Below are 17,486 nucleotides of genomic sequence, written 5' to 3'. Positions count from 1 at the left end.
TAGTTCCCTCACTTTACAACCTTCTCGATAAAATTCCGAATAGACGACAAGCCATCTGGCGTTCCGATACTCTCTGGATGGTACTGGAAGCCATAGATCGGCAGGTTTTTATGTTGAATCCCCATGATGGCTTGGTCATCAGTCGAACGAGCTGTCACTTCAAAGTCTTCTGGCATTTCTTCAATCAAAATACTGTGGTAACGCATGACCGCACGGCCATCCTCGATGCCTTGATACAAAACAGATGGCGCTTCAAAGCTGATATTGCTCTGTTTCCCATGCATGACTTTGGGAGCCAAGCCTAACTTACCACCAAAGACTTCTGCGATGGCTTGGTGGCCCAAACAAATCCCTAAAATCGGCTTCTTGCCAGCAAAATCACGAATCATGTCTTCCATCTTTCCAGCATCAACTGGCCAACCAGGACCAGGAGAAAAGACCAGACCATCTGCTTTTTCAGCTTCTTCATACAGCTTGGGATCATCATTTCTCAAGACCTGCACTTCTGCAAAATTCCCAATGTATTGAGCCAAGTTATAGGTAAAAGAATCATAGTTATCAATCAATAAAATCATGGTCTTAGTTCTCCAATTCTAGTCATAGATTTTGCTTTGTTAATGGTTTCTTGGTATTCGTTTTGGGCGATGGAGTCGTAGACAATCCCTGCCCCAGCCTGCACATAGGCTGTTTGATTTTTTAGAATCATCGTTCGAATGGCAATGGCGAAATCCATATCACCCGTCGCAGACAAGTAGCCAATCGCTCCTGCGTATACGCCCCGTTTTTCCGTTTCCAGTTCATAGATGCGTCTCATCGCCCGAATCTTTGGTGCTCCAGAAACGGTTCCAGCTGGAAGTGTTGATTTCAAGGCATCCATAGCAGTGAGTTCTGGAAGCAAACATCCCTTGACCACACTGGTCAAATGCATGACATAACGGAAAAGTTCCACTTCCATATACTTGGTGACTTGGACACTGGCCGTCTCAGAGATGCGGCCAATATCATTTCGTCCCAAGTCTACTAACATCCGATGCTCTGCTGTTTCCTTCTCATCCGAAAGCAGGTCTGTCGCCAAAGCCTTGTCTTCTTCATCCGTAGCGCCTCTTGGTCGTGTACCCGCAATCGGATTGGTTGTCACGATGCCATTTTTGACAGAAACCAAACTTTCTGGACTGGCACCGATGATTTGATAATCCCCAAAGTCATAGAAATAAAGGTAATTAGATGGATTGGTCACGCGGAGATTTCTGTAGAAGTCAAATGGATTTCCAGTAACCTCTGCTGAGAAGCGCTGACTGAGCACGCACTGGAACATGTCGCCATTACGAATCAAGTCACGAGCTGTTTCCACCATTTCCTCAAACTTTTGAGGAGCGATATGCGGTTTGAAGTCTAACGGAGATAGATCCAAGTCTTCAAATTCATTTGGAGCAGGGATACGTAATTCCTCAAGCACTTGATTCAAAGCTTTTTCCAAGTCTTCTTGACTGCGCTCGCTATAAAGAGCATCCTCGATGACATGGATTTTTTCCTTCTTGTGGTCAAAGACAATGTAACTCTCATAGACGAAGAAATGCATGTCTGGCGTTCCAATTGTATCTTCAGGAATTTGACCAATTTCTTCATAAAGCGAAATCATATCGTAACCCACAAAACCAATGGCTCCCCCACCAAAAGGTAGATCTGAATGGTGCTGGCTCTTATGAGTCACTTCATAAAGGAAATCCAAGGGATCCCGATCAATCACTTGACCATTTTGATAAAGGACTCCATTTTCAAACTTAATCTCAAAAACTGGATTATAAGCTAGGATAGAAAAACGAGCTGTTTCCTTGTCTCTCGGAATACTTTCTAAAATAACCTTATGTTGCCCCTTTAGACGCATATAAGCCAAGATTGGTGATAAGACATCTCCATGAATGATTCGTTCCATTGTAATTTCCCTTTCAGTTCTAATTCTAGTTCGTGGCGACTGTATGAAAAATCCCCACGCAAAATAACTTGCGTGAGGACGAAATTCGCGGTGCCACCTCAATTATAGGACTTCTCCTATCTCTCATTCCTGTCTCAGATACCTCCTGTAACAGGCTGTGCGATAAAGGGCACTCCCTTGAGAATTATGTTTTCTTCTCCCATTTCAGATAGACCCAACCTTACAGCTTTCTCTGCTTGTTCCCAGCAACCACAAGCTCTCTGTGAGAGAAAAGACTGTAATTTTTCCATCTATTATTTTTTAGCTTCTAGGTAGTCTGCAATCGCAGCTACGTCCTTATCTCCACGACCAGAGACATTGATGATGATTTCATCTTTACTAAGTTTTAATGCTCGTTTGACTGCTTCATTGATAATTCGCATATATGAAAAAAAAGCCCACACACAGAAAATTACTCTGCGTGAGGGCGTTAGTAACGCGGTGCCACCTCAATTGTAAAGGGACTATCCCCTTTACATCTCTGCCTTGTCTAACAACAAGTTGCACTGTAAGGTGTGCGCACCGAATTTTCATTGTTTCAAACTCATTTTTAAAATCAGCCCACTTTCACTACTTCCAACCACCTGTTCACAATCACCACAGGCTCCCTGAAGATCAAAAATAGTTACTTTTCTGATTTGTTGAATTTATTTTAATACTTTGTTTTTTCTTTGTCAATACTTTTTTACGATTTTTTTGATGAAGCTAGCACTTTTTCAGAAACTGTTTTGAAAGTCTCAATGATATAGTCCACTTCTTCATCGCTTAGTTTAGTGTGAAGAGGAAGGGTAATTTCATTTTCAAAGAAGGCATAGGCCTTGGGATAATTCGCCATATCAAAGCCAAGATTCTTATAGGCTGTCAAAAGAGGAAGTGGTTTGTAGTGTACATTACTTGCAATTCCTGCTTTGGCCAATTCTTGGATGATAAGATTGCGTTCTTCTAGACTTGCTCCTTCTACATGGGTGATGTAGAGGTGGCGTGAAGATTCTACAGTATCAGTCTTGTGTGCCAAAGGATGGATGCGAGAACCTGCAAAACCACGATCATAGCGATCCACAATGTCCTTACGGCGTTGCAACAAACTTGGGTATCGATCTAATTGGACCAAACCAAGTGACGCCATGATATCGGTCATGTTGCACTTGTAAGCTGGTGTTACGATATCGTATTCCCATGAACCCAGTTGCATCTTAGCAAGAGCATCTTTAGTCTGACCGTGAAGAGAAAGGATTTGGAATTCTCTGTACATCTCTTCGTCATCAATAGCTGGATTGGCCTTCCAAGTCGCACTTCCACCCTCTGCCGTTGTAAAATTCTTAACAGCATGGAATGAGAAGGAAGTAAAGTCAGCGATAGAACCAGCTGGTTGTCCTTTATAAGTAGATCCCAAGGCATGGGCACTATCAGAGACAATCACAATACGGTTAAAGGCCTTTTGCCACTTGCTTGAAGCAGTAAAGAGGTCACGTTTGTTTTCCACAACTTGGAACAAGCGGTCATAGTCGCAAACAATCCCTGCAAGCTCTACTGGGATGATCACCTTGGTTTTTTCAGTGATAGCTTGCTCAAGTTGGTCATAGTCCATCTCAAAGGTATCTGCTTGGATATCTACCATGACAGGAGTCGCTCCTACGTGAGTGATAACACTACATGAAGCTGTATAGGTCATGGCTGGAACGATGACTTCATCACCAGGCCCCACTTCCAATACTCGCAAAATCAACTCAAGAGCTGCAGTCGCTGAATTCAGGCAGACCGTTTTGGGAGTCTGTGTGTAGAGAGACAGACGACGTTCCAGTTCTTTTGTCTTAGGACCTGTTGTAATCCAACCAGAACGAAGAGTATCTGCTACTTCAGCAATTTCTGCTTCTGTGATATCGGGTGGCGAAAATGGAATATTGTAATTTGGCATTGATTTGCTCCTTTTATCTGTACTCATTTTCTCATGACTACTTTACTTTAGCACTTCAAACACGGTTTGAAACATGATTTTAATGTCCCCAAGAAAACTAAACTCTCGGAGATAGGCAAGGTTATAGCGCATCTTCTCAGGAAGGACGTGCTCCATATAGACTTGGTCGACGGACAGACCTTTCTCCGTCATTTGACTGATGATAGTATCCTCATCCTTGTAGTTGATGCTGGCTGGAGAGGTAATCCCTGCCGGTAAGAGCAAGGTCGCCATCATCTCAGGACTATACTGGTCTGTATAGTGTGGCACTTCAGGTCGTGTCCCCACAAAGGACATCTCTCCTTTGATGACATTGACTAATTGTGGCAATTCATCCAAACGCACACGACGGATGAAATTTCCCACCTTGGTAATCCGACTGTCGTTAGCAGATGTCACTAGGCTACCCTTTTTATCTGCATCTGTCACCATGGTACGGAACTTCCAGATTTTAAAGCGACGGTTGTACTGGGTCACTCGCTCTTGTTTGTAAATGACCGGCCCCTTACTGTCTAACTTGATCCATAAGCCCAAGATTAGAAAGACTGGGGAAGTCAAAATTAACAAAATCAAAGCCAGAAAACAATCTAGGAACCGCTTGAAAATCAGCGAACCTTTCCTTTTAGAGACAAGCTGGTAGTAAGACTCAACCTCGCTTGATTGCATTTCTACGGGCAAGTCTTCCCATTTCAGCATCTTGTTTCTCCTTTGTTTTTAGTATAGTATTTAGCAACAGTTTTCATTATACCACAAAATGGAAAAGGTGGAGCAAGAAATCTGTGTTTTAAAGGATTCCCTCCTTAAGACATGGCCCCAGCCTGCAAGCTATACATCTTGTGGTAAGTACCTCCCAAGTCCAAGAGTTCCTCATGAGTTCCACTCTCGATAATGCTCCCCTTGTCCAAAACATAGATACAGTTGGCGTCTTGGATAGTAGAAAGGCGATGGGCGATAGCAATGGTTGTCCGCCCCTGTCTCATCTTAGCCAGAGAAGCTTGAACCAGACTTTCTGTTTCAGAGTCAATATTGGCTGTCGCTTCATCCAAAATCAGGATTTTAGGCTGACTGGCGACTGTTCTAGCAAAGGCAAGAAGCTGGCGCTGACCAGTCGAAAAGCTGGAACCACGCTCAGAAACAGGCGAATCATAACCCTGGGGAAGTTCTTGAATAAAGGAATCTGCATCCACGAAGACTGCTGCAGCCTGGACCTGCTCATCATTGATATCTTGGTACATGGCGATATTGGACTTAATGGTTCCATGATAGAGGAAGGGTTCCTGCAAGACCAGACCGATGTTTTTTCTCAACTCTTCCTGACTATAGTCCCTGATATCCACACCATCCAAGAGAATGCGCCCTGACTGAAATTCATAAAAGCGCATGAGAACATTGATGATCGACGATTTTCCTGAACCTGTATGACCTACAAAGGCAATGGTCTCCCCCTTGTTAACTGAAAAGGAAATGTCATCCAGAATCGGATGTTTGCCATCATATGAGAAGCACACATGTTCAAATCGAATATTGCCTTCTTTGACTTTAGCCTGCCCATCTTCTTGAAGAGGCTCATAGGTCGTCTCGTCAATCAAGGCAAAGACACGGCCAGCAGACACCATAGACGTTTGAAGGGTTGAAAAGTTTTGCGTCACCTCAATCAGGGGATCAAAGAGACGATTGATATACTGGATAAAGGCATACATGGTTCCCGCCGTTATCCCGATAGAAAGGCCACGGTAGCCAAAATAGGCCATTAGAACTGCATATCCTAGGAGTTTAAGCAAACTCATGGCAGGGCGCAAAAAAAGGGCATCCAAGGCTACAGAACGGTTGGCAAAGACCAAGTGTTCTTGGTTGATTTCATCAAACTCTGACTGTAGACGTTTCTCTTGATTAAAGGCCTGGATAATCCTGATTCCTTCGATGTTTTCGGCCAGCTTACTATTGATATCTGACAAGAGACTTCTGGTTTTCTCAATGATTTTCACTGATTTTTTCCGATAGAGATTGACCAAAAGGAAAATCAAGGGGAGAAAGAGCAAGACTAAAGCAGTCAAACGAAAATCCAGCACCAACATAGTATAAAGAGTTGTCAGAAAGATGAAAACTGCTGAGATAAAGCTGGATAAAATTCCCGAAAACATATCGCTGATGGTCTCAGTATCATTTGTCAAACGAGAGACGATGGAGCCTGCTGGCGTCTTGTCAAAATAAGACATACCCAGCCTCTCCATATTAGCAAAGGCATCGCGACGAATATCCCTTACAATACTGTAGGACACCCGCGCAAAGAGAAGATTGCCGACATACTGAACTAGAGTTTGCAGGATATAAAGACCATAGTAGGCCAGCAAAACGGTCACAGCGAGTTGGTTAAGATTGCTCAGATACTGGTCGATAAAGTGGGAAGCCACGAGGGGAATAACACTTTTAATAACCGTCGTCGCTAGGAGAAAACTGAGTGCCAAAAAGGTCAGGAGGCCATAGGGCTTGAGATAGGACATCAAGCGCTTTAATACATCCCATTGTTCTTGCTTATTCTGCATCTTCTTCTCCTTTCATTTCCAGCTGCTGAGACTGATAGGTTTGGGCATACCAGCCATCCAGGGCTAGCAAGTCATCGTGCATGCCTCGTTCGATAATCTGTCCATTTTGCAGAACCAAAATCAAATCTGCATGGACAACTGCACTGAGGCGATGAGCCGTGATAATGGTTGTCTTGTCCTTCCGCGTCTCCTTGAGATTGTCAATAATCGCATACTCTGTCTTGGCATCCACGGCTGACAAGGAATCATCTAAAATCAAGATATCAGGGTCTAAAATCATAGCCCGACTCATAGCCAGACGTTGCTTTTGCCCACCAGAAAGACTGACTCCCTTTTCACCAATCAACGTATCAAACCCTTGAGGCATGGCTACAATGTCTTGGTATACTTGAGCTAGCTTAGTCGATTCCTCGACCGCTGAAAGGGGCAAATTAGGATTGCCAAAGCGGATATTGTCTAATATCGAAGTCGCAAAGAGAAACTGGTCCTGAGGAACATAGCCCATGAGACTGCGAATGTCTGTCAGACGATAGTCGCGAATATCATGACCGTTTAGGTAAATGGCTCCCCTATCCACATCATATTCACGCAAGAGGAGTTTGATTAAAGACGTTTTCCCAGAGCCTGTCTGCCCGACCAAGCCTAGAGTTTGCCCTTTTTCTAAACTAAAGTGAATATCCGTCAGTGTTTCCTCATTTTCAAAGGCAAAGCTATCAATGGCATACTGCAAGCGCCCATTTTCAATACTGTCTAGAGGAAACTCAGGGTCTTGTACAGGTGATTCCTGAGACAAAAGTTCCTCAATCCGCTGGTAAGAAACCTTCCCTCGCTGAGTAATATTAAAGAGGAATCCAATAGCCATAAGAGGCCAAACCAGCATATCCAAATAGCTGATAAAGGTAACCAGATTTCCAACCGTAATCTGCGCTTTCTGAACCATCAAGGAGCCGACCAAGAGGGTTAAAACATAGGAGGAACCAACAAATAAGAGAACCATAGGGTCAAAGAGACTATCGTATTTCATGGTTTGCAGGTTCTTTTGGAAGGTCAATTCATTGACTGCCTGAAAAGACTTCAACTCGTCCGCCTGATACCCGAAAGACTTGGTCACTTTAATACCTGATACAGACTCCTGCACCTTGTTATTGAGTTCAGAAAAGGCAGCCTGTGATTCACCAAAAGCCTTGTGGGTCTTTCTCCCTAGACGACTGGTGGCATAAGCCATGAAAGGCAGGGGAAGAATGGCAACCAAGGTCATCTGCCATGAAATGCTAAAGAGCATGGTCAGCAAGGTCACTAAAGCCGTGATTGAGGCATCCACTGCTGACATGACTCCGCCACCTGCCAGACGCGTTAGGGCATTGATATCGTTGGTGGCATGTGCCATCAGGTCCCCCGTCCGATAGGTTTGATAAAAAGCTGGAGACATTTTTGTGAAATGCTCAAATAAGCGAGAGCGCATAATCTGCCCCAAACGGTAGGAAGTCCCAAGGATATACATACGCCAAACATAGCGCAGATAGTACATCCCAAAGGCCGCAAGAAGCAAGTAAAATAGGTCAAAAAGGAGGTCCTGCTGGGTTAATTTCCCCGATGTGATGGCATCGATGACCCGCCCCATGACCATAGGGGGAATGAGATTGAGGACGGAAACCAAGACCAAGGCCACAATTCCGACTAGATAACGGCGTTTTTCTAACTTGAAAAACCACCAAAGTTTTTGAATAATGGACATAAAATCCCTTTCTGATTGCAAATGGAAACCTGAGGCCTAGACCCCAGGTTCTTCTTATTCATAGGTTACGACTGTGACCGCACCCTTATCATACTCAGCGATAAAGATATTGGCCACATTGTCATGCCCTTGTTTGCTTAGATTATCAAGCAGCCAGTCTTCGCTACGGCCAATCGATTCCAAGACATCGACTTGGATCACACCGTCAGTCACAACTGGATACTTAGGATTTTCATCTCCCATTTGAACCACGATGAGTTGGCCATTTTGCTCTTGCACAGCTCGTTTGACCTGTTTCATCTGGAAAATCCCTTGGCTACGAAGTTTTAGGGCTACATCCGATGCAGACAAGCCAACTGAACGACAGGCTTCTGGGTTAATCTGCCCATTTTTGATGAGGAGAGTTGGTTTCCCATCAATCAAGCGTTTGACAAAACGAACATTGTTATTGAGCCACTTGAGGGTCAAAACCAAAATCGTCCACATCATCAAAATCACTGCATACTGGAGAATGCTGATAGAACTATTGTAAATTACCCCACCGATGATACCACCAAGAACATAGTTCTGAATTTGGTCTGTCGCAGAGTTAGGTGCCAAGTTTCCCTTCCCAGTCACATTGATAACAAAAACAAGCGAGAAAAGACCCAAGGCCAGTTTGATTAAAATTTCCATATAGTTGAGTGTCATTTGTTTACCTCCACCAATTCAATAGCGTCTGTTTGATTCAATTCTAATTTCTCTAAAAGATACTTGTCTGGTTGGCTCCCGTTCATGGCACGGTAGAAATTTGAACCTACCTTGACAAGCGCTCCATCAGTGGCAGCTGAAGTATTGACATAAACTTCTGATTTATCCACTCCCAAGTCTTTGGAAACAACCTCTATAAAATGAAGGGAGGTTTGAAATTGATTGTTAGAGGCTTGATTGGTCTGGTATTTTGAAATTGTCACCAAAAGCATGGCCACTAAGGTCAAGGCTAAAATCATGACCAATTCCCGAAACTTAGTCCCCTTTTTATCACGATAGGCCTTAAAAGCAAAAAATCCTGTGATAGCTAGGAGCACAATCCCAAAGCCAATCATGATGCCATTTTGCTGACTGATTTGGCTAAGCACATAGTCATATGAGTAAAATTTCATTTATTTTCACTCCCTTTCATAAAATCATTCTTAATTATAAACGAAAGAGGGTGATTTTTCAAACCATACGTTGGGGAAATAAGGCTTTTTTTGGTATAATAAAATCTATAATCTGAATGAAAAAGGTAACTTTATGAAACTTATCTCATGGAATATTGATTCCCTAAACGCTGCCCTCACTAGTGACTCAGCTCGTGCCAAATTGTCCCAAGAAGTCCTACAAACCTTGGTCGCTGAAAATGCTGATATCATTGCTATCCAAGAAACCAAGCTTTCTGCCAAAGGGCCTACAAAGAAACACTTGGAAATTTTAGAAGAACTCTTCCCAGGTTATGAAAACACGTGGCGTTCTTCCCAAGAGCCTGCCCGTAAAGGCTATGCTGGAACCATGTTCCTCTATAAGAAAGAACTCACACCCACTGTCACTTTCCCAGAAATCGGTGCCCCTTCTACCATGGACTTGGAAGGTCGTATCATCACTCTAGAATTTGATGATTTTTTCGTGACCCAAGTTTATACACCAAACGCTGGCGATGGCCTCAAACGCTTGGAAGAACGTCAAGTTTGGGATATCAAATATGCTGAGTACTTGGCTGAACTAGACAAAGAAAAACCAGTCCTTGCAACCGGTGACTACAACGTAGCCCACAATGAAATCGACCTTGCAAATCCTGCCAGCAACCGCCGTTCACCTGGATTTACCGACGAGGAACGTGCTGGATTTACCAACCTTTTGGCAACTGGATTTACCGACACCTTCCGCCACATTCACGGTGATGTCCCAGAACGCTACACTTGGTGGGCACAACGCAGCAAGACTTCTAAAATCAACAATACAGGCTGGAGAATAGACTACTGGCTCACAAGTAACCGTCTCGCAGACAAAGTCACTAAGTCTGACATGATTGACTCAGGAGCTCGTCAAGACCACACACCCATTGTCTTGGAGATTGAACTCTAAGGAGAAAACGAATGGACTATCAAGCTGTCATTCCTGAATTTGTAGTATCTGATATCGAAAAATCACGTCACTTCTACTGCGACCTGCTAGGATTCTCTGTCGAATATGATCGTCCAGAGGAGAAATTTCTCTTCCTCTCGCTTGAAGACTGCCAACTTATGCTAGAAGAAGGCAGCGCAGAAGAATTAGCTCAGCTGACCTATCCTTTCGGGCGAGGTGTCAATATTTCCTTTGGCATTGCAGATGTTCCTCAGCTCCACCAACAACTGCTGGAAGCTGACTATCCTATTTATCGTCCCTTAACCAAAAGAAAGTTTCGTGTTGGGGATCATTATATCTATCCACATGAATTTGCAGTTTTGGATCCAGATGGCTATTTTTTAAGATTTAGCGAGTAGAGTAATAAAGGTTTAGCAAAAAATATTTCAAATCAGAAAAAGGCATATTGTCAGGTCTTGAAAAATCTTGATAATATGCTTTTTATGATAAAAAAATCTTCTAAACGTTTGCCAATAACCGAGTTTTCCGTCCGTTTTCCTTCTATTTGTTCGTTTTTTAATCAAAAAATAAACAAAATATTTGATTTCTAAAGCTTTTTAGTGTAGAATAAGAACGTTAGCTCAAGCCTGTTTAAAATTAAATATCGTTTTACTTGTTTATGTCGTGAATTGGTACGACGTTTCTACAAGGTGCCGGAACACCTAACAATAAGTAAGTCAGAAGTGAGGTATGGTCGTTTTTGCCATGCCTATTTTGGGGACTTACTTAGAGATTAAGTAGGTCCTTTTTCTATTTCTTGCTAGAAACTACAAACAAGCAAATGGATTGGCTTTTAGACTTTAGGAGGTCTTATGAAATTATTAGAAGAGCGTATCCTCAAGGATGGGCATATCTTGGGTGACAACATCCTCAAGGTGGATTCCTTCTTAACCCACCAAGTTGACTTTAGCTTGATGCGAGAGATTGGTAAGGTTTTTGCGGAAAAATTTGCTTCTACTGGCATTACCAAGGTTGTAACTATTGAAGCTTCAGGCATTGCCCCAGCCGTTTTTACAGCTGAAGCCTTAAACGTTCCAATGATTTTTGCTAAAAAAGCTAAAAACATCACCATGAACGAAGGCATCTTAACTGCCCAAGTTTACTCCTTTACCAAGCAAGTGACCAGCACGGTTTCTATCGCTGGAAAATTCCTCTCACCAGAGGACAAGGTTTTGATTATCGACGATTTCCTTGCTAATGGCCAAGCTGCCAAAGGCTTGATTCAAATCATCGAACAAGCTGGTGCCACAGTCGAAGCTATCAGTATTGTGATTGAAAAATCCTTCCAAGATGGACGTGATCTGCTTGAAAAAGCAGGCTACCCTGTTCTATCACTCGCTCGTTTGGATCGTTTTGAAAATGGTCAAGTCATATTTAAGGAGGCAGATCTCTAATGCAAACTCAAGAAAAACACTCGCAAGCAGCCGTTCTTGGCTTGCAACACTTACTAGCCATGTACTCAGGATCCATCCTGGTTCCTATCATGATTGCGACAGCCCTTGGCTATTCGGCTGAGCAGTTAACCTACCTGATTTCTACTGATATCTTCATGTGTGGGGTGGCAACTTTCCTCCAACTCCAACTCAACAAATACTTTGGGATTGGACTCCCAGTCGTTCTTGGAGTTGCCTTCCAATCCGTCGCTCCCTTGATTATGATTGGGCAAAGCCATGGAAGTGGCGCTATGTTTGGTGCCCTTATCGCATCAGGGATTTACGTGGTTCTTGTTTCAGGCATCTTCTCAAAAGTAGCCAATCTCTTCCCATCTATCGTAACAGGTTCTGTAATTACCACGATTGGTTTAACCTTGATTCCTGTCGCTATTGGAAATATGGGAAATAACGTTCCAGAGCCAACTGGTCAAAGTCTCTTGCTTGCCGCTATTACTGTTCTGATTATCCTCTTGATTAACATCTTTACCAAAGGATTTATCAAGTCTATCTCCATTTTGATTGGTCTAGTTGTTGGAACAGCCATTGCTGCTAGCATGGGCTTGGTTGATTTCTCACCTGTCGCTGCAGCTCCTATCGTACATATTCCTACACCTCTCTACTTTGGAACACCAACCTTTGAAATTTCATCAATCGTGATGATGTGTATCATCGCAACCGTTTCTATGGTTGAGTCTACCGGTGTTTACCTAGCTCTTTCAGATATCACTAATGATCCAATCAACAGCACACGTCTTCGTAACGGTTATCGTGCAGAAGGTCTGGCCGTTCTTCTCGGTGGTATCTTCAATACCTTCCCTTACACAGGATTCTCACAAAACGTTGGTTTGGTTAAACTGTCAGGTATCAAGACTCGTCTGCCAATCTACTACGCAGCTGGTTTCCTGATTCTCCTTGGACTTCTTCCTAAGTTTGGTGCCCTTGCCCAAATCATTCCAAGTCCTGTCCTCGGTGGTGCCATGCTGGTGATGTTTGGTTTTGTATCTATTCAAGGGATGCAAATCCTCGCTCGTGTTGACTTTGCTAACAATGAACATAACTTCCTTATCGCAGCAGTTTCAATCTCTGCAGGTGTCGGACTCAACAACAGTAATCTCTTTGTCAGCATGCCAACAGCCTTCCAAATGTTCTTCTCAAACGGAATCGTCGTAGCCAGCCTACTTGCCATAGTACTCAATGCCGTATTAAATCATAAAAAGAAATAAGAAAAAGAGGTACGAACCTCTTTTTTTATATTATATCCTCACCTGTCTGTCTTCTGACCGCTGGCCTGTGACAAACATGGTAAAGGTTGCTTTGCAGACATTTCTGCCTTCTTGATTAGTGATATCGACATCTACTACGCAGGTTGTGCGACCTTGATGGACACATTCTCCTTTGATGGTCAGGACATCGTCGAGTTTTCCTGCCTTGAGGTAGTTGATAGAGGATTGGAGAGTCACTCCATCAAGTCCTAGCGAGATGACCACCAAACCACTAATCTGGTCGCAAAGGGTAAAGAGATAGCCACCATGGGCATTGCCATAGTAGTTGAGCGACGAGTCCACTACTTTCGTCGTCACCACAACGTGACCATCTCTCATTTGTTCAATTTCGTAATTTTCAAAGGCAGATATAGCGTCAAAATGAAAGTCTTTCATCGTTTCCTCCTGATAGTTCAAACGACACTATGATACTACTTTTTATAGGACTGTGCAAGGAGAAAGCTCCTAGTCTGGCAAAATTCCGACCTGCTCCACAAAGCGCATAAAGGCTGTCTGCCCTTGTTCTGTCTGCTTGTAGACTCCTGCGTCCTCAAGTACACGCGCAAAGATAGCACCCACAGAGTCCTTAACGATTTCAAGGGCTCTTTCTTTATCCGCTAGATCTGGATGTTGGGCTTTGAGTTGGTCTGCCCATTCCTGATGATAATCGACAACTGAGACAGCTTCTCCTACAAGATAGCTAGCGACTTGCTCCACTTCTGCTTTCAGACGTGGTGGCAAGATTGCCAAGCCCATGACCTCAATCAAGCCGATATTTTCCTTCTTGATATGTTGGACATCCTTGTGGGGATGATAGATGCCATCAGGATGTTCTGCAGAAGTCTGATTGTCCCGCAAGACCAAGTCCAACTCAAACTGGCCATCGCGTTTACGGGCAATCGGTGTGATGGTATGATGCGGTATTCCGTCTGTTTCTGCCAAAATCTGCACTGCAGGATCTGAATACTGGCGCCATTTCTGCAAAATCTTATCAGCCAAGTTGATCAAATCCTCTTTGGAATCCGAAGTCAAACGCAACACTGACATTGGCCACTTGACAATCCCAGCCTTGACCTGCTCAAAACCAGCAAATCGAAAGGTATTTTGCAAGGGAGCCAATTCCATAGGAAATACGTGACGGCCTCCCTGATAGTGATCATGAGTTAGAATAGAGCCCCCCACAATCGGCAGGTCGGCATTAGAGCCAGCAAAATAGCCTGGAAACTGCTCTACGATAGCCAACAGACGTTCAAAACTCTGACGACTAATGGCCATAGGACGATGCTGGCCATCTAAAAAGATACAGTGCTCATTAAAGTAAGCATAGGGCGAATACTGGAAGCCCCATTCCTGACCAGCCATTTCAAAACGGATAATACGGTGGTTGCTGCGAGCTGGGTGGTTTACCCGACCATGGTAGCCCTCATTCTCTAGACAAAGCTGACACTGAGGATAATTACTAGCTTGCACAAACTTGGCTGCCGCAATTTCTTTGGGATCCTTCTCAGGCTTAGAGAGATTGATGGTAATTTCAAGCTCTCCGTAGTCAGACGGTACACGATAAGCGATATTTTTAGTAATGGCCTTGAGTTTGATGTAGTCATTCTTCTGACTGAGTTGGTAGAAATCCTCTATCGCATGCTCAGGAGAGTGGGCATAGGTTTCCCAGAAGTCACGATTGACCTGACTGGGACAAGGGGTCACCAAGTCCATCAGTTCAGCACCAAGGATTTCACGCGCAGTCTGACTATCCTCAATCGTCTCTAATCGAACGGCTTCCTCAACCAGCTGGTCCTTGAGGTCAATCAATTTATCCAGATTGGTCTCAACTTCCAAAACACCATCTCCCACTCGTGCCAAAACACGATTAGTCAGGTAGATTCGATCCATTTCTTCAAATGAACTTTCAGAAATGATATGCGTTACAAATTTATCTACTAAGGTCACTATAGAACCTCCTTTGGACTAGTCAAGGACGCGAGTGCCACCTGCAACTTCAGCAATATAGAAGCTTGGAGCATAGCCAACTACTTCTTCGTAGTGTTTGCCAACAGCTTCCTTAAAGGCCTTAACAGTATCTTTTTGAACCAAAGCAATGGCACATCCGCCAAAACCTGCCCCTGTCATACGAGCACCGAGAACTCCTTCTTGTGCCCAAGCTGTGTGAACAAGAGTATCCAATTCCAAACCAGTTACTTCATAGTCATGCTCTAGGGAAACGTGTGACGCATTCATCAAACGACCAAATGTTTCCAAATCTCCTGCTTGAAGGGCTGCTTGAGCTTTAAGGGTACGTTGGTTTTCAAGCACAGCATGACGAGCACGTTTCAAACGATTTTCATCTTTAATCAGATAGATATATTGGTCAAAGGCCCACTCGTCCAATTCACCCAAGGTCTGAATATCTAAGGCAACTTGCAATTCTTCCACTGCTTTTTCACACTCAGCACGACGTTCATTGTATTTAGAGTCCGCCAATTCACGGCGTTTGTTAGTATTCATGATGACAACGACATTGTCCTTCAAATCCAGTGGCACCAAGTCATACTCCAAGGTGTTGGTATCAAGGTAAATAGCACGTTGGTCTGCACCCATACCGATAGCAAATTGGTCCATAATGCCAGAGTTGACTCCGATAAAGTTGTTTTCTGTTTGTTTTCCGATTTTAACCAAATCGAGACGCTCTAGTTTTAAATCAAAGAGATGCTCTGCCACGACTCCTGTCAAGAGTTCCAAGGATGCTGAAGAAGACAAACCAGCACCATTTGGGATATTCCCATAAACATAAAAATCAAAACCTTTGTCAATCACATGCCCAGCTTCTTGCAAGAAATGAAGAACCCCTTTTGGATAGTTGGTCCAGCTGTGCTCTTTTTCAAACTTGAGGTCAGCGAGAGGCACTTCGATGATACCCTTTTCCTCAAAGTTAGCTGAGTAGAAACGCAAGACTTGGTCGTCACGCTTGCGAGCTGCACCGTAAGTTCCCAAGGAAATAGCAGCAGGAAAAACGTGCCCACCGTTGTAGTCTGTGTGCTCACCAATCAAGTTGATACGACCTGGTGAAAAGAATGTTTGGTCTGCTTCTTGACCAAAAACAGCAAGAAAGTCTTTACGAAGAGCTTCAGCAGTAAGATGTTGTGTCATATGATTTCTCCTTTTACTGTCCGTTAAGTCACCTTAACGTGTAATCGTTTTCTTCTATTGTATCCAAGGGATTTCCCAAGGTCAATCCTTTTTACTAAAAATTTACTAAACTATCAGTAAAAAAGCAGAAAAATATGATATACTAACCTTAAAGAAGGAGGATTTATGGCTACCTTAAAAGACATTGCACAGCTAGCCTCTGTCTCTATCGCGACCGTATCCCGTGTCCTCAATCGCGACCAGAGCCTATCTGTTACAGAAGAAACCAGACACCGTATTTTAACTGTTGCTGAAGAGTTGGGCTACACCAAGCACCTCAAGACAGGCGAGTCCCACAAGCCCAAGCAAAAGATTGCCATTATCCAATGGGTCAGCGAACAAGGGGAGCTGGACGACCTCTACTACTACCAGATTCGCCTAGGAATAGAAAAAAGAGCCCAAGAACTGGACTATGATATCTTACGCTATTTTAATGACCATCCTTTTACACTGAGCGAGGAAGTCATCGGGATTCTCTGCATCGGAAAGTTTAGCCGAGCTCAGATTTCCACCTTTGAGGAATACCAAAAGCCTCTTGTCTTTCTAGATAGTGATACTCTTTCACTAGGACACACCTGTATTATCACGGACTTTTATACTGCCATGAAACAGGTTGTCGATTATTTCCTCAGTCAAGGGATGAACCGTATCGGGATTCTAACAGGGCTTGAGGAAACAACCGATCAAGAAGAAATCATTGAGGATAAGCGGCTGGAAAATTTTAGGAACTACAGCCAAACAAAAGGGATCTATCATGATGAACTGGTCTTTCAAGGAAGCTTTACCGCCCAGTCTGGCTATGACTTAATGAAAGAGGCTATTCAGAGTTTGGGAGACCAACTGCCACCTGCCTTTTTTGCAGCTAGCGATAGTTTAGCCATCGGTGCCCTCCGTGCCCTCCAAGAAGCTGGAATCAGCCTACCAGACCGTGTCAGCCTCATTTCCTTTAACGACACCAGCCTGACCAAGCAAGTCTATCCTCCCCTCTCTAGCATCACCGTTTATACTGAGGAGATGGGTCGAGCAGGTATGGATATTCTTAACAAGGAAGTACTCCACGGTCGGAAAATCCCTAGCCTGACTATGCTGGGAACCAGACTGACTCTGAGAGAAAGTACAAGGAATGATTAAGATATTAGAATCTAGGCAAAAACTAAATTTCAAGATAAAATGGAGTAAATATCCTCACAATAAAACGCATAGTATCATATTTTCAATGCCTGATACTATGCGCTTTTTACTTTTAAAGACTTTCCCCCAAC

General features: G+C 43.6%; 17 protein-coding genes, 1 riboswitch and 2 other annotated features. Of the genes, 5 read left to right on the top strand and 12 right to left on the bottom strand.

Annotation, left to right across the window (positions count from 1 at the left end; translation table 11 throughout):
• Positions 1-8: 8 nt before the first annotated feature.
• The 9 genes from QZ114_RS04420 to QZ114_RS04380 all read right to left on the bottom strand — a co-directional run bounded on the left by QZ114_RS04420 (position 9) and on the right by QZ114_RS04380 (position 9,346).
• Positions 9-575: an aminodeoxychorismate/anthranilate synthase component II gene (locus QZ114_RS04420; protein ID WP_000601909.1), complete on the bottom strand. Its 567-nt coding sequence runs from the start codon at positions 573-575 to the stop codon at positions 9-11.
• Positions 572-1,933, bottom strand: coding sequence for an anthranilate synthase component I (gene trpE, locus QZ114_RS04415; protein WP_295500037.1), 1,362 nt, complete (start codon positions 1,931-1,933; stop codon positions 572-574). Before trpE ends, QZ114_RS04420 begins: the two co-directional genes overlap by 4 nt.
• Positions 1,934-2,004: 71 nt before the next feature.
• Positions 2,005-2,236 (bottom strand) — a binding site (T-box leader).
• Positions 2,227-2,355: a hypothetical protein gene (locus QZ114_RS04410; protein WP_295500295.1), complete on the bottom strand. Its 129-nt coding sequence runs from the start codon at positions 2,353-2,355 to the stop codon at positions 2,227-2,229. (Overlaps the previous feature by 10 nt.)
• Positions 2,356-2,392: 37 nt before the next feature.
• Positions 2,393-2,623 (bottom strand) — a binding site (T-box leader).
• 34 nt (positions 2,624-2,657) lie between these two features.
• Entirely contained in the window at positions 2,658-3,887 is a 1,230-nt protein-coding gene (locus tag QZ114_RS04405; protein ID WP_295500036.1) for a DegT/DnrJ/EryC1/StrS aminotransferase family protein, read from the bottom strand.
• Positions 3,888-3,929: 42 nt separating this feature from the next.
• Positions 3,930-4,622 carry a sugar transferase gene (locus QZ114_RS04400; protein WP_295500035.1) on the bottom strand — a complete coding sequence of 231 codons (693 nt, stop codon included), beginning with the start codon at positions 4,620-4,622 and terminating at the stop codon, positions 3,930-3,932.
• A gap of 104 nt (positions 4,623-4,726) precedes the next feature.
• Positions 4,727-6,469: an ABC transporter ATP-binding protein gene (locus QZ114_RS04395; RefSeq protein ID WP_295500034.1), complete on the bottom strand. Its 1,743-nt coding sequence runs from the start codon at positions 6,467-6,469 to the stop codon at positions 4,727-4,729.
• Positions 6,459-8,204, bottom strand: a complete 1,746-nt coding sequence (locus QZ114_RS04390) for an ABC transporter ATP-binding protein (RefSeq protein WP_295500033.1) — start codon at positions 8,202-8,204, stop codon at positions 6,459-6,461. The genes QZ114_RS04395 and QZ114_RS04390 overlap by 11 nt, the downstream gene beginning before the upstream one ends.
• 54 nt (positions 8,205-8,258) lie before the next feature.
• Positions 8,259-8,894, bottom strand: coding sequence for a DUF421 domain-containing protein (locus QZ114_RS04385; protein WP_295500032.1), 636 nt, complete (start codon positions 8,892-8,894; stop codon positions 8,259-8,261).
• A complete protein-coding gene (locus QZ114_RS04380; protein WP_295500031.1) occupies positions 8,891-9,346 on the bottom strand; it encodes a DUF3290 family protein in 456 nt (151 codons plus the stop codon). The genes QZ114_RS04385 and QZ114_RS04380 overlap by 4 nt, the downstream gene beginning before the upstream one ends.
• A 133-nt stretch (positions 9,347-9,479) precedes the next feature.
• On the opposite strand from QZ114_RS04380, the gene QZ114_RS04375 reads away from it, so the two are divergent.
• The 4 genes from QZ114_RS04375 (at position 9,480) to QZ114_RS04360 (ending at position 13,002) form a co-directional block, all read left to right on the top strand.
• A complete protein-coding gene (locus tag QZ114_RS04375; RefSeq protein WP_295500030.1) occupies positions 9,480-10,307 on the top strand; it encodes an exodeoxyribonuclease III in 828 nt (275 codons plus the stop codon).
• Positions 10,308-10,318: 11 nt separating this feature from the next.
• Entirely contained in the window at positions 10,319-10,705 is a 387-nt protein-coding gene (locus tag QZ114_RS04370) for a VOC family protein (RefSeq protein WP_295500029.1), read from the top strand.
• Between the two features lie 234 nt (positions 10,706-10,939).
• A riboswitch (purine riboswitch) is annotated at positions 10,940-11,035 on the top strand.
• A 123-nt stretch (positions 11,036-11,158) separates the two neighbouring features.
• Entirely contained in the window at positions 11,159-11,740 is a 582-nt protein-coding gene (locus QZ114_RS04365) for a xanthine phosphoribosyltransferase (protein WP_295500028.1), read from the top strand.
• Entirely contained in the window at positions 11,740-13,002 is a 1,263-nt protein-coding gene (locus tag QZ114_RS04360; RefSeq protein WP_295500027.1) for a nucleobase:cation symporter-2 family protein, read from the top strand. The genes QZ114_RS04365 and QZ114_RS04360 overlap by 1 nt, the downstream gene beginning before the upstream one ends.
• Positions 13,003-13,032: 30 nt before the next feature.
• On the opposite strand, the gene QZ114_RS04355 is transcribed toward QZ114_RS04360, so the two are convergent.
• The 3 genes from QZ114_RS04355 to QZ114_RS04345 all read right to left on the bottom strand — a co-directional run bounded on the left by QZ114_RS04355 (position 13,033) and on the right by QZ114_RS04345 (position 16,185).
• Positions 13,033-13,437: a PaaI family thioesterase gene (locus QZ114_RS04355; RefSeq protein WP_000651223.1), complete on the bottom strand. Its 405-nt coding sequence runs from the start codon at positions 13,435-13,437 to the stop codon at positions 13,033-13,035.
• Positions 13,438-13,506: 69 nt separating this feature from the next.
• The gene (locus QZ114_RS04350; RefSeq protein ID WP_295500026.1) at positions 13,507-14,988 is read right to left on the bottom strand and encodes a UDP-glucose--hexose-1-phosphate uridylyltransferase; all 1,482 of its coding nucleotides are present in this window, start codon (positions 14,986-14,988) and stop codon (positions 13,507-13,509) included.
• A gap of 18 nt (positions 14,989-15,006) precedes the next feature.
• Positions 15,007-16,185 carry a galactokinase gene (locus tag QZ114_RS04345; RefSeq protein ID WP_295500025.1) on the bottom strand — a complete coding sequence of 393 codons (1,179 nt, stop codon included), beginning with the start codon at positions 16,183-16,185 and terminating at the stop codon, positions 15,007-15,009.
• A gap of 165 nt (positions 16,186-16,350) precedes the next feature.
• Here QZ114_RS04345 and galR point away from each other — a divergent pair, with 165 nt between their 5' ends.
• Positions 16,351-17,355: a DNA-binding transcriptional regulator GalR gene (gene galR / locus QZ114_RS04340; protein ID WP_295500023.1), complete on the top strand. Its 1,005-nt coding sequence runs from the start codon at positions 16,351-16,353 to the stop codon at positions 17,353-17,355.
• Positions 17,356-17,486 lie beyond the last annotated feature (131 nt).

This window comes from uncultured Streptococcus sp., from assembly GCF_901875575.1.
GTDB lineage: Bacteria > Bacillota > Bacilli > Lactobacillales > Streptococcaceae > Streptococcus.
Note: the sequence above shows the minus strand (reverse complement) of the source record. Positions and strands in the feature narration are given on the sequence as shown.